At 55.8% G+C, this 12,745-nt stretch carries 10 protein-coding genes; 3 read left to right on the forward strand and 7 right to left on the reverse strand.

The window, feature by feature from the left end; all coding sequences use genetic code 11:
* The first annotated feature begins 778 nt into the window (after positions 1 to 778).
* Positions 779 to 2,089 (forward strand): SLBB domain-containing protein, encoded by a 1,311-nt coding sequence (locus FHX05_RS27195; RefSeq protein WP_183875762.1) that lies wholly within the window; start codon positions 779 to 781, stop codon positions 2,087 to 2,089.
* A gap of 259 nt (positions 2,090 to 2,348) precedes the next feature.
* The gene (locus tag FHX05_RS27200; RefSeq protein WP_183875825.1) at positions 2,349 to 3,797 is read left to right on the forward strand and encodes an O-antigen translocase; all 1,449 of its coding nucleotides are present in this window, start codon (positions 2,349 to 2,351) and stop codon (positions 3,795 to 3,797) included.
* A 41-nt stretch (positions 3,798 to 3,838) separates the two neighbouring features.
* Here the strand turns inward: FHX05_RS27200 and FHX05_RS27205 are convergent, their stop codons facing one another.
* The 6 genes from FHX05_RS27205 to FHX05_RS27230 are packed head-to-tail and all read right to left on the reverse strand — an operon-like array spanning position 3,839 to position 9,372.
* The gene (locus FHX05_RS27205) at positions 3,839 to 5,053 is read right to left on the reverse strand and encodes a DegT/DnrJ/EryC1/StrS family aminotransferase (protein WP_183875764.1); all 1,215 of its coding nucleotides are present in this window, start codon (positions 5,051 to 5,053) and stop codon (positions 3,839 to 3,841) included.
* Positions 5,050 to 6,024 (reverse strand): NAD-dependent epimerase/dehydratase family protein, encoded by a 975-nt coding sequence (locus tag FHX05_RS27210; RefSeq protein WP_183875766.1) that lies wholly within the window; start codon positions 6,022 to 6,024, stop codon positions 5,050 to 5,052. The genes FHX05_RS27205 and FHX05_RS27210 overlap by 4 nt, the downstream gene beginning before the upstream one ends.
* A complete protein-coding gene (locus FHX05_RS27215) occupies positions 6,014 to 6,739 on the reverse strand; it encodes an acyltransferase (RefSeq protein WP_183716225.1) in 726 nt (241 codons plus the stop codon). Before FHX05_RS27215 ends, FHX05_RS27210 begins: the two co-directional genes overlap by 11 nt.
* Positions 6,729 to 7,832, reverse strand: coding sequence for a DegT/DnrJ/EryC1/StrS family aminotransferase (locus tag FHX05_RS27220; protein ID WP_183875768.1), 1,104 nt, complete (start codon positions 7,830 to 7,832; stop codon positions 6,729 to 6,731). Before FHX05_RS27220 ends, FHX05_RS27215 begins: the two co-directional genes overlap by 11 nt.
* Positions 7,829 to 8,866, reverse strand: coding sequence for a Gfo/Idh/MocA family oxidoreductase (locus FHX05_RS27225; RefSeq protein WP_183875771.1), 1,038 nt, complete (start codon positions 8,864 to 8,866; stop codon positions 7,829 to 7,831). Before FHX05_RS27225 ends, FHX05_RS27220 begins: the two co-directional genes overlap by 4 nt.
* Positions 8,863 to 9,372, reverse strand: coding sequence for an acyltransferase (locus FHX05_RS27230; protein WP_183875773.1), 510 nt, complete (start codon positions 9,370 to 9,372; stop codon positions 8,863 to 8,865). Before FHX05_RS27230 ends, FHX05_RS27225 begins: the two co-directional genes overlap by 4 nt.
* A gap of 538 nt (positions 9,373 to 9,910) precedes the next feature.
* On the opposite strand from FHX05_RS27230, the gene FHX05_RS27235 reads away from it, so the two are divergent.
* Entirely contained in the window at positions 9,911 to 10,696 is a 786-nt protein-coding gene (locus FHX05_RS27235) for a response regulator transcription factor (protein WP_183875775.1), read from the forward strand.
* A 216-nt stretch (positions 10,697 to 10,912) separates the two neighbouring features.
* On the opposite strand, the gene FHX05_RS27240 is transcribed toward FHX05_RS27235, so the two are convergent.
* Complete coding sequence (locus tag FHX05_RS27240; protein ID WP_183875777.1) at positions 10,913 to 12,742, reverse strand: glycosyltransferase; 1,830 nt, start codon at positions 12,740 to 12,742, stop codon at positions 10,913 to 10,915.
* Positions 12,743 to 12,745: the final 3 nt, after the last annotated feature.

The raw sequence follows: 12,745 nt of genomic DNA on the forward strand, positions 1-12,745 counted from the left end.
ATATCGGTATAGGAATGCTCTCGGGTCCGAGCACGGGAACGTGCTTTTGTCCAATCCAGGAACGGTCCAGCAGCAGGTTGGCTGCAGCGGCACCCACGTCCCGTGTCACGACATGCGGCAGCTTTACGTCCGGACTAATGGCACCGTAGATGCAGCCCGCGCGAATGCTGTCCGTCAAACGGAGCGCGTTGTCTATGAAGGCTGGTAGAGCAAGTCCGCGCACGGCTACGCCTGTTTGTTCGCAACAAATCGACCATGCGTATCGAAGCGGTTGCCATGTCTGCGCGATCTTGCCAGGGTGTATCCCGGCCGAGAGTCGTTCCAGCCCGCCCTACAAATCCTCACGCTCCCCTATCTGTCGTTCACACATACATGCTCCCTCACCTCCAGTACTTGAAAATGCGTGGGTTGAAGATGGCGACCCACGGTAGATATCACTATAGATGCAGTTCAATGGCTTCGCCGACTATGAATACTTTCCGACCCCTCACCTGTAATCGTCTTAGGCCCAGAAATGCTGCGCCTGCGCGTATAACTTCCTGACCTCTGCAGCGCTTCATCCATATCGCTGCGAAGACATATCCCGGCTCCGTTTAGGCTGAAGCACCTTCCCCCACCTCATCAATAATGATGAGGCAAGGCGAACGACCTCCACCTTCCTCAAGGCTTCCCCAGGCTGCATACTGGCGTTGCGGCCTTGGACTTAACGTCCGGCGTTCGTAGCTCCCCTCGTATGGAACAGCGTCCGTTTGGGAAGCGTCGCAGGCGGGACATGTACATGAAGCTATCGCACCACTCTCCACACTTGTTCTTTCGAGCTGCATCTGTCATCGGTGTAGTCGCCTTCCTCTTCGGAGCAATGTCGCCAGCACACGCCGATGGCGGTCCCTTTGTTTCGCAGACTAGAATGCGCCTGACAGTTGTCCAATGGATTCAATCGAAAGGCCAATATGAACGATGGGATGCGCTTGGGGGCGAATATACAGTCTCGGATGAAGGTGCCGTCCTTTTACCCTTTCTAGGATCCCTTCCCGTCGTAAACCGCGACAGCGCCAGCGTTACAGGCGAGATTGCCAGGCGTCTGCAGGAAAAAATCGGCTTGGTTCAGCCACCCGCAGTCACCATCGAAATTCTCGACTACCCCCCAATTTATGTCGTGGGGGACGTAACCACACCTGGCGAGTACAAATTCCGTCCAGGACTTACCGTCCTGCAATCCCTTGCAATGAGCGGCGGCCCGTTCCGTGAAAAAAGCCAACCGCAAACGCAGTCGATCAGGTTTGCAGGCGAATTGCGAGAAATCGATCACTCTATCCTGCGCAGCGCGGCAAAGTTATCGCGACTAGAAGCAGAGATGGAGGGGGCGAAGGAGATAACGTTCGACAACGCGCCGGATGTCGACCAGCAATATGTCGCCGGGATCGACAACGAGGAAAGGGTTATCTTTCAAGCTCGCGCAAACGCGCTGGACAGGCAGTCAAAGGCGCTCACGGAATTGCGCGATCTTTTGACCACCGAGATCGCAACACTGACGGAAAAGCTGGCAGGTGCCGATGACAACATCAAATCGGTCGAGGACCAACTGAGCAGCGTTAAGGGCCTGGTCGAGAAGGGCCTTGCGCTCTCGTCGCGTCAACTGGACCTGGAGCGATTGCTCACGACCTACCGCTCCGATAAGCTTGACCTCGTTACCGCCGTCATGCGGGGCCGCCAGGCAATCAGCGAGACAACGCGGAACCTTGAGGGATTGTCTGACACGCGACGGAGCGAAGTCGCTTCCGAAGCGCAGTCGGAACGGGCAAATCTGGATCAGCTCAAAATGAAGCGTGAGATGACGCAAAGGCTACTCGTCGATGACCTCGCGACCGGCGGCGGCGCAAAAAATCGAGGCGAAGAACTTCCGCTCACTTTTACCGTAAGCCGGCGGAGTGAAGGACAGATCAAACAGTTCGAAGCCTCTGAGACAACCGCGTTGGTACCGGGCGATGTCGTGAAAGTTGTTCAGCACCACATTTCAGACGCCTCGTCTGAGGCCGCCTCTGATTTCTCTTCTGATCCTGAGACGCTCGCCAATAGGTCAAATCAATGATCAGCGAAAAGCAAGTGTTCCAATCAAGCCCTTTGTCGGCTGGCTTCTTGCGCTCCACAGGCAAGATCAACGCGGAAGCGGTCGTCCACTTGGGCTGGGTCGAAGGCAAAACCTCAAGCAATCAGGACAAGTCGGCAAAGCCGAGTTCCGTTAGACACCGGAGATCCAATCCCACAAGACAACTGGCCAGGGATATCTGACGACTTTGCGCACAATCCCACCCAGCGGTCAGACTTATACCCAGATCCTCAAGTCGACAATGCTGATGGGCGGCTCCTCGCTCGTGAATGTTGCCCTTAGCATCATCCGCAACAAAGCTCTGGCTGTTCTGCTCGGACCGGAGGGTGTGGGGCTTATCGGCCTCTATGGGTCCATCGTCGATATTGCGCAAACGGCAGCGGGCCTGGGATTGGGAGGCAGCGGGGTACGCCAGATCGCCGAGGCTGCGGGCACCGACGATGCCGCGAGGATCGCACAGTCGGCTAAAGTGCTCAGACGCATATCAATGGTGCTCGGCTTGTTTGGCGCACTCTTCCTCGCTGCGCTGGCATTTCCGGTCTCGAATTTTACGTTCGGCGACTATCAGCACGCCGGCGGCATTGCGCTGCTCTCCCTGGCCGTATTCTTCCGCGTGGTATCTTCTGGACAGACTGCGTTGATCCAAGGATTGCGGGGCATAGCAAATCTTGCGCGCATCAACGTGCTCGCAGGTCTTCTCGGCACCTTGATCAGTGTCCCGCTGATCTACCTTTTCGGTGCTTACGCCATTGCGCCTTCCGTCGTGGCCGTAGCAGCAGTCACAACCCTTTCGACCTGGTGGTACAGCAGACGGATAGGCGCAAGCCCGCCTCCGATGTCGATGCGCCAGTTTAGCCGGGAAGGTAACGTATTGTTCAGGCTCGGGATCGTCTTCATGGCAAGCGGACTGCTGACCTTCGGCGCAGCCTATGCCATCCGCCTCATTATGCTCAAGGAAGGGGGCGCCGTAGCCGCGGGATTATATCAGGCGGCCTGGGGGCTCGGCGGTCTCTACGCAGGCTTCATTTTGCAGGCGATGGGAACTGACTTCTATCCGCGCTTGACTGCGACCGCAGACAACCATGCCGAATGCAACCGGCTGGTCAATGAGCAGACAGAAATCAGCATACTATTGGCCGGCCCCGGTCTGCTTGCCACATTGACACTGGCGCCGCTCATGATGAGTTTGTTCTACTCCGCGGAGTTTCATGGAGCGGTGGAACTTCTTCGCTGGATATGCCTGGGGATGATGCTCAGGATCGTCGCGTGGCCGATGGGTTTCATCGTCGTGGCGAAGGGTGCGCAGACTATTTTTTTCTGGACCGAGGTAGCGGCGACGCTGGTGCATGTGGGGCTGGCCTGGCTCTTCGTATCAAAGCTCGGCGCGCCAGGAGCCGGCATGGCATTTTTTGGCCTCTATGTCTGGCACGGTATCCTGATTTACGTGATCGTGCGGCGGCTTACCGGCTTCCGCTGGTCCATAGCCAATCGCAGGCACTCGCTGCTTTTCCTGCCCGCATCAGGATTGGTATTTTCGGCCTTCCTGGTCTTGCCGCCGCGGTCGGCGATGGTAGTTGGCTTCATCGCCGTGGCTCTCAGCGGGCTGTACTCGCTGCGCATGTTGGTCGAACTGCTACCGCTCGAGTCAGTGCCCGCATTTATCAAGGGGTGGATCACGAATTCCGCGTGACAAACGATGGGCATCGAGCCCTGCAGCATGCAAATGCTACATCACGCAAGAGCGATGTTCCGATCGCGGTAAATCGCGTCTGTGGTGGCGCCTCCACCAAAGGATCTGCGCAGTTCCTCGACAACCCTGATGATGTCAAGGTCCGTCATCTGAACAAAAAGCGGCAGAATTATCGTTTGCCGCTGTGCCGACACGCTTCGAACCAAGCTTTTATCGGCACGATGGAAGCCTGCGCTGGTATAGGCTCCCTCCAGATGAATGTTCATCACACCGCGCCGGGTCGAGATCCCCTTATCGAGTAGCGCCTGCATGACTGTTCGTTGGTCGACCGTATCAGGCAATCTCACGCAAAAGCTCTGCCAGTTACTGCGAGCCCAGCCAGGCTCGATCGGCAGCGTTAGTCCGGTGATCGTTGAAAGCCGCTCGCAATACTGTTCGGCAAGCCGCCTTCGCTGCGCAATTAGGTCCGGCAGCCGCCGCAACTGCACCCGTCCGACCGCCGCCTGAAGATCGGTCATACGATAGTTGTAACCCAATTCATCGTAGTTCTCGAAGATCACCTGTTTCGAACCGTGGCGGACTGCATCGGTGACGCTCATGCCATGCTGGCGCCATAGCCGGAATTTTCGGTCATATTCGGGATTAGCAGTAGTCAACATGCCGCCATCACCTGTCGTGATCACCTTCCGGGGATGGAAAGAGAAGCAGGCAATATCGCCATGCGGCTTGCCGATCTTCTCCCAACGCTCATTCCAGAAGATTTCGCTTCCCGTCGCGCAGGCAGCATCTTCAATAATCGGTATGGAGTGGCGCCTCCCGATTTCCACGACGGCGCGGAGATCACAAGGCATGCCGAGCTGATGCACACACAGGATTGCCTTGGTACGGGATGTGATTGCTGCTTCGATCTGACTGGGGTCGATGTTGTAACCATCCGCCTCGATGTCGATGAAAACAGGCACGCCATCGCAATATCGAATGGCGTTCGCCGTTGCGATGAACGAATGGCTGACCGTAATGACTTCATCACCGGCGCCTACGCCGACCGTCTTCAAGGCCAGATGAAGCGCAGTCGTGCAGTTGGAAACGGCGCAGGCGTATGTGGCGCCGACAAAGGCCGCAAATTCACGCTCGAAAGCTGCGACTTCGGGTCCCTGCGTCACCCATCCCGACAGAATAACGCGGCGAACAGCCTCAGCCTCTTCTTCTCCGAGAACGGGCTTGGCGACTGGAATTGCAGAGAGCGATAGTGTCATGCAGCTTGACCTCCTGTCAGTGCGGTCTTCAGCCGCCACCACGCGACGAGGTCACGAAGTCCCTCCTCTATCGGCATCTCTGCCTTGAACCCCAGAAGACGTTCGGCTTTGCCCGTGTCGGCAAGACGACGGGTCACGCCGTTGACCGTCCGCGCCTCGAGGTGCTGCGGTTCGAGCGCGGCCCCCATGACGTCGCTCAGAATTTTCGCGAGTTCCCGGAGGCTTGTCTCTTTGCCGCTGGCGACATTGAACACCTCGTCCGTGACATCACTCGTCGCGGCCAACAGGTTAGCTCGCGCAATGTCGCGGACATGCACGAAGTCCATGGTTTGGTTGCCGTCTCCGTAGATGATGGGCGGCATTCCGGCCGCCAGTCGCTCCATCCAGCGGATCAATACTTCCGTATAGGCCCCGTAAACGTCCATTCGTGGGCCATAGACGTTGAAATAGCGCAGCGCGACATAGCGCAGCCCATACATCTCCGCGAAACTGCGAAGGAGCCCCTCGTTGAAGGTTTTCGCCGCGCCGTAGATCGTCCGATTGTTGTAAGGGTGATGCTCTTCAGTCGTCGGAAAGCTCTCGGCAAGGCCCAGCACCGAAGCGGAAGAGGCTGCAACCACCTTCGAGACGCCTGCCCTAACGGCAGCTTCGAGAACATTGAATGTGCCTTCCGCCAGAACCTCGAAGGCAAGCCGCGGCTCTTCGGCACATTGCGTAATTCGGATGGCCGCCTGATGGAAGACGATGTCCACGCCTTCGAAGACTTTCGCCAACAGCGATCTGTCTCGGATATCTCCGTCGATAATGTTAAGCGGCCCGCGGCTTATTGCCGTGCTGAGATTGTCGCGGCGACCGCGCACGAAATTGTCGAGGATGATAATCTCACGCGGCTTTTCCAATGCAACGAGATCGGCAATATGCGAACCGATAAGACCGGCTCCGCCGGTAATGAGTACCCGTTTATCTCTCATGATCTTTCCCACGCGAAATATCCATCACCGGATCGGCGTCGGTGCGCCAACGTATGAACCTCGCCGGCACACCGGCTACGACTGAAAACGGCTCGACGTCAGAGACAACGACTGCTCCCGCTCCAACGATCGCGCCTTTCCCTATGCATACGCCGGGAAGAATTGTCGCATTCGTTCCGATGTCGGCCCATGCGCCGATGCGCACCGGTTTGATTTCCAGGTCCGTGCGAATGATTGGCACGTCCACAGGCAGCGCTGTGTGGGTCGAGCCAAGCACCTTGGCGCCAGGCCCCCACCCCACGCAATCCTCGATCACCAGATCACGCGCGTCGAAATAGGCCATCGGCCCGATCCAGACGTTGTCCCCGATCACGCATGTGCCATCGTAGCGTCCCTGGATATAGGCCTGAGCTCCAATGAACACTCCGTTGCCGATTTCGAAAGTTTCGGGGTGTTTGAAGCCGGCGCCGCTTGAGACGTGCAAAGCTTCACCGCAGCGTCGCGCGATGCTTTGCCAGATAGCTTTCCGCATCAAGGTGTCGACAACCCCTTCGCCTGTCGCGAAGCGACCGTAGAGTTCGATCAGGCCGGCACGTCCGTAGGATTGCCTGAGTTCTTCGACCAACCCGGCCTGGTAGGCCGGATCTGCCCGCTTTTCATGGCGGCCATGGACCGCTTGTACGAGTCGAGTCTTCCCTGCGCGGTTAACTGACATAGGCATGCTCCAGCGCGGCGACCACCTGGTCAAGATGCCACGCGGGCATCTCGGGATAGATCGGCAGTGAGAGAACCTCCCGTGCGGCGTCCTCCGAGATTGGGAAATCATTGGTTTTGTAACCAAGATCGGCATGGGCCTTCTGCAGGTGAACAGGAATGGGATAGTGCAGTCCGGATTGGATGCCTTCCGCGCTAAGCGCGCGCTGGAGCCCGTCGCGATCGCGACTTCTTATCGCATAGACATGATAGACGTGACGCCGGTCGGCTGCTTCCACAGGGGTTATCAAATCCACTGATCCGGCAAGCAGCGATGAGTAGCGGCGGGCATGAGCACGACGCGCTTCGGTCCAGGCTTCGAGATGCCGAAGCTTGACACGCAGGATTGCGCCTTGAATGGCGTCCATGCGGTAGTTAAAGCCTTTCAGCAGATGGTGATAGCGCTGTTCCTGACCCCAGTCCCGCAGCATGCGTATCGTCTTGGCCTGCTCGTCGCTGCTGGTAACGACCATCCCCCCCTCGCCGCAGGCGCCGAGATTTTTGCCGGGATAGAAGCTGAAGCAGCCGGATACACCGATGCTGCCGGCACGGTCGCCTTTGTAACGCGCGCCATGGGCTTGGCAGGCATCTTCGATGATCGGTATCCGGTAGTGGCCAGCAACCGCCTTGATTGCGTCCATATCCGCCATTTGTCCGTAAAGGTGGACAGGAACAATGGCCTTCGTCCGAGGCGTAATCTTTGCCTCGATCCTGGCCGGATCCATTGTGAGCGTCACCGGCTCAACATCGACGAACACGGGTCGCGCGCCTGTGTAGCAGATTGCCGATGCGGTTGCGACAAACGTGAACGGCACGGTGATGACCTCGTCGCCAGGGCCGATGCCCGCAGCAAGAAGGGCAAGATGCAAGGCACTCGTTCCGGTGTTGACGGCAATCGCGTGCTTGACGTTGCAATAGTCCGCGAATTCCTGCTCGAAACGCGCGACCTCGTCGCCCAAAGCGTACTGGCCCGATGCCAGGACACTGAGCACTGCCGCGTCGATCTCGTCCTTGATCGACGCATATTGTGCTTTGATGTTCAGGAAGGGGATCATGCGATGCGCCTCACCTCTTCGAGCTCAACGATACGGCCGCGCTGGGCGAGCGATCGGGTCGCGGCTTCCAGGATGCGAACGACACGCAACCCGGCAAGGCCGTCTGTGATGGGCCGCGCACTTTGCTCGATGCAATCGACGAACAGTTCCAGTTCGCGCTTCAATGCCTCGGTCATATCAAGCTTGGGCGCCCACATGTCGCCACTGCGATAGCCCACCAACATCTGATGGACGTTCTCGCCGTATGCGAGAGAATTGGGGTTCAGCGTGATGCCCCTGTCGTAGACCTTGATCTTTTCACTTGGTTCCAGATCGTCATAGACGATCATCTTATTGCTGCCGCCGATCAGCGTGCGGCGTACTTTGACCGGCGCCAGCCAATTCACGTGGATGTGCGCAATGAGCTTACTTTCGAAGAAGAGCGTCAAATAGGCGATGTTTTCCGGTTCGCCCAGCACATGGCTCATTCCCGTGGCCGAAACCGCCACAGGCTTCTCCTGCAGGACATAGTCCAAGATAGACAGATCATGCACCGCGAGGTCCCAAATGACGCTGACATCGTGCTGGAAGAGCCCCAGATTGACCCGAACAGAGTCGTAGTAATACATGTCTCCCAGGCCGCTTTCGACGAGTTCGCACATCTTACGAACGGCGCCCGTGTGGACGAAGGTATGGTCCACGGCCAAGACGACGCGGCGGCGCGCTGCTTCGTCGACCATCCGCGCGGCTTCCTCCCCCGTCGCGGCCATCGGCTTTTCGACAAAAACATGCTTTCCTGCCATCAAAGCCTGCATGGCAAGCCTGAAATGGCTTGAAACGGGCGTCGCGATTGCGATGGCATCCACAGTCGAATCGCGTAAGACTTCCTCGAAATTATCGGTGGTCTTTATTGCCGGATACCGGCTCCGAACAGCAGCCAGTCGCTCGCTATTGAGATCACAGACCGAAACGAGGCGTGCTCCAGCCGCCTCCGAGATGTTGCGAACCAGATTAGGGCCCCAATATCCATACCCGACAACAGCGATGCCGATCATCGCATTCCCTCCAACGCATGCATATCATCGTCTGGCCCGCCATTCACGCGACCGATTATTCTGGCCGGGACGCCAGCGACGATGCCGCCGGCGGGCACATCCGTTGTCACAACCGCTCCGGCGCCGACCAGCGCAGCTTCTCCGATCATCACACCAGGCAGAATGGTGGCGTTGCTGCCGATCGACGCGTGGCGCTTAACCAGCGTAGGGATGACCATCCAGTCGGCCTCCGTCTGGAGGCTGCTATCCGGATTAACGGCACGCGGGTAAATGTCGTTTGTAAACATGACTCCGTGGCCTATGAAAACGCCATCTTCCAGGGTCACCCCCTCGCAGAGGAAGGAATGGCTGGAGATCTTGCAGTTTTTTCCGATCACAACGTTTTTCTGAATCTCAACGAAGGTACCGATGCGCGTTCCTGAGCCGATTGTGCAGCCATACAGGTTCACAAGGTCTGGATGATGGATAACGACGCCGTCTTCCAGGTTGACGTTTGATGCAATCATCCTGCCCCCCTAAACAGGCCCTGATTTTCAGCTGAAACCTGCAATCGCGTGATTTGCGCTCAAGCTTTCTTTGCTACAGGGCCGATATTTCTTCCTTCCAAGAGAAATGTTTTTACCAACCGAGTAAAGAAACAATACGTTTGAGCTGGCTCACCTAACGACGTATCTTTTTATGAAGGAGAACCACAAAATGTATGATGCACAATAACATTTGTAATATATCTCGCTCAATCGCGACACAATGAGCACAGTTTTCGTCCGTGTTGTCGCGACAATCTTACTGATTGAATTTAAAATTTAAATCACCGTTAAATACCTCTACGACAAGTGTAGTATCTAACAAGTTTCATTTATGAATAGAACTATTTTATTATTTCTCGTGAAAGTTCTATTTTGTTGTTGTATATTTCTTAGTGTAATTCTTTATAAATTATGTTACTCAATTCCTAATTTAATGTATTTACAGAGCCCACGGATCAAAGAGGGGCTAAATGTTTCGCCTTAGTGGCGGAGAAACTAGGTAAGGGAGGATGAAGCGGTGAATTCAGCGCTTATACAAAATTTGAACCTTCGGCAGGAAAACGCAGCTCCTCCCCTCAAGATAGAGAACAGTTCGCCAGCACTTACCCTGCCGCCAGAGCCAATGCGCTCGCTCGTCATACTCGACAACCGTGAACTGGACAGGCAATGCCTTGCGCAATGCATGGCCGCCCATAAGACGGATTTGCTTATCCTGGCATTTGGATCGATTGAGGAGTGGAAGCAAAAACGCGAGGAGTATCCCCCGCTTGCAGCAATCCTCCTAAACATCGGTGGCAAAAAGATCGACGAGCCTGCAGTTTCGGAGCACATCAAAAGTCTTTCGTCGGAATTCGATCCGACACCAGTCATCATATTGGCGGATAGTGACGATTTCACCCAAATCGTGAAGGCGTTCGAATTGGGGGCCAAGGGTTATATACCTACGTTGGTCAGCATTCGCGTGTGCATGGAACTGATCGCTTTGTCCGTGGCCGGCGGACTTTTTGTGCCTGCAAGCGCCCTATTCGCCATGCATCACCTACTGGAGTCGAGCAACTCAACCACGCGCCCATTGGCCGACATATTCACGGATCGCCAGGCCGAAGTCGTAGAGGCGCTCCGGCGCGGAAAAGCGAACAAGATCATTGCCTACGAGCTCAAACTGCGCGAAAGCACCGTTAAAGTGCATGTTCGCAACATCATGAAAAAGCTCAAAGCAACGAACCGAACCGAAGTCGTATTCAAGCTTAACCATCTCTTGGACAAGCCTACAGGGTCGGGGGCGAATAGAGCACAGCTCTGATGTCCTCAGCCACTCAAGACTTCCTTCACATCATAAGCGATTACTCGCTTTGAACCATAGTCGGTGGCGCAAAACAAACGCACTGACCAAGACCGAGATCTAGTGCCGAGGTCTCTCGGATGGGCGGCCCCGAAGGTCTCGCTTGCGGCGACCTCATGCACAGGCGTGATTGTAAGGTGCTTCTTACTTAATATCACCCATAGTAATTACCAACGGTCATAGAGAAAGCCTGGAAAACGCTATTCGGATCCTCCGCAACGCGCTTCTCTGCGAATGAGGGACCAAGCCGCGTGCAAGCTGCCAAAGATACTGAAATTCCGGGAGGGGTGGTACGTTTGGTCTGAAGTCACTCAGGTGCAGTTTAATCATCAGGCTATCCACGGCTGAGTAGAACCGCAGATGCCAATCAACGTCGCGTTTGGAGTGTAGAGACGGTACGGTCTCGGCCGCTCCGCCGCCTTCAAAGGCAACATGACGAAGAACCTTTGCAAGATCTGGCTGCTGACAGCGATCGAGAATATCGGAGAACCAGGCAAGCCACTCGGGATCGCTCCGTTTAGGGATTTGGTGAATGCTTTTTCGATCGCTGCAATGCTGGCTGGAACTAACACGCTCATCCTTGCGGTCGAGTTGATCAAGGACAATGCGAGCGCGCCTGAGTTCGTCGTGGGATAAGCGTGGATAAAAGTCTTGCAGCCTGCGCGCCTGATCAAGGTGGCCTCTACAGATCATGGCAAGTAGGAAATACGCCCATTCGACTGGGTCCGGGTCGGCCGCCCCATAGTCAATCATCGTTACCTTGACCATGTTGACCAGAAGGCCGTAGGCGCGATCAGCATCGCCCTGCCGCAATGCGCATATGGCGAGACGGAATTTGGCTTCAGGCAGATAAGAAACGTAGTCCAGGCAGCGGATATAGCACTGCTTGGCCTCCTCCACTCTGTCCTGTTCAAGAAGAAAATCGCCTTGCTTCAGTAAAGCGCGATCACTCGCTTCCCCGATAATGCGGATGCTCTCTCGCTGTGAGGTACGCTCCACCTTGATAAGATCGCTGAATGGTCCGGGCTGGATGATTTTTTCGTCGGATCGCAGGCCTTTGTTCAACATGAACCATTGATATATTTGCGGCCTGTCATTCAGCGTATGACGCGAGTGGATCAAATTATAACCGGCTGCAGCAATTCGTTGTACTTCGTCGGGATGAGCAAAGAGATAGTCTAGTCGGTCCACAACGTTGCGGTGGTCGGCAAAGACACAGTTCTCCATATCGGTAAAGCCAGCCGCCTCCACTGCTGCCGTGCGTTCCGTCACTAAACAGGCATTCGCCCCTGGAATCTCAAAGTGCTTCCGCACAACCTCTCCAGCAACAGTTCCGCATGTAGGGACGACGAGGCTTGCGTTAAGGACGCGCGCATAGGCCTCTCCCGATAGCTGCTGGGAGGCAAGCTTGCTCTCATATGTGTGTTGCGGTGATACTAGGCAGGGGTAACGGTCGCGGATTAACGGGAAGACCTTCTCTCGCCAAGGGTACAGGCCACTGACCTGGCCCGTTAGCGTAACCGGTATGATCTTGTGCTGGCGATAGTCGTGGTAAATCTCGGGATCGATGAAATTGGGCCAGACGAATAGGTTCTCCTTCAACTCCGGCATATATTCTGGTGTCATCGTTCCGATCGAGAAATATGTATCGATACCCCACTGCTCCATATCGGAAAGGAACCCGGTGCGCCGATCGCACCATGGATCGGCATTATGAAGGCCAAGCTTCGGGACGTCGATATGAGAACGGGTGTTGGTGATTTTTATCCGCCGCGAACCATGTGACCGATAGCCGCTTTCAAACAGCGTCAGATCCGGTTCGTACCTGTCGCAGATCTCAGCGTAATCACAGTCGTGGTTTATGACGACGACATCGAAGTGCGTCTCAAGGCATTTGACCTGCTGCTGCATATGCAGCAGCAGGTAACCGGCGCCGTTCACATTGGGATGATGATCCCACTGAAAGAAAACGAGCCTTGGTTTTTGATGATCTGCGTTGCTATCCATGTC

It is taken from the genome of Rhizobium sp. BK491 (assembly GCF_014194925.1).
Lineage (GTDB): Bacteria > Pseudomonadota > Alphaproteobacteria > Rhizobiales > Rhizobiaceae > Rhizobium.

Coding starts and splice junctions, on each gene's coding strand:
- FHX05_RS27195 (WP_183875762.1), top strand. CDS start 779: ATGAAGCTATCGCACCACTCTCCACACTTGTTCTTTCGAGCTGCATCT.
- FHX05_RS27200 (WP_183875825.1), top strand. CDS start 2,349: ATGCTGATGGGCGGCTCCTCGCTCGTGAATGTTGCCCTTAGCATCATC.
- FHX05_RS27205 (WP_183875764.1), bottom strand. CDS start 5,053: ATGACACTATCGCTCTCTGCAATTCCAGTCGCCAAGCCCGTTCTCGGA.
- FHX05_RS27210 (WP_183875766.1), bottom strand. CDS start 6,024: ATGAGAGATAAACGGGTACTCATTACCGGCGGAGCCGGTCTTATCGGT.
- FHX05_RS27215 (WP_183716225.1), bottom strand. CDS start 6,739: ATGTCAGTTAACCGCGCAGGGAAGACTCGACTCGTACAAGCGGTCCAT.
- FHX05_RS27220 (WP_183875768.1), bottom strand. CDS start 7,832: ATGATCCCCTTCCTGAACATCAAAGCACAATATGCGTCGATCAAGGAC.
- FHX05_RS27225 (WP_183875771.1), bottom strand. CDS start 8,866: ATGATCGGCATCGCTGTTGTCGGGTATGGATATTGGGGCCCTAATCTG.
- FHX05_RS27230 (WP_183875773.1), bottom strand. CDS start 9,372: ATGATTGCATCAAACGTCAACCTGGAAGACGGCGTCGTTATCCATCAT.
- FHX05_RS27240 (WP_183875777.1), bottom strand. CDS start 12,742: ATGGATAGCAACGCAGATCATCAAAAACCAAGGCTCGTTTTCTTTCAG.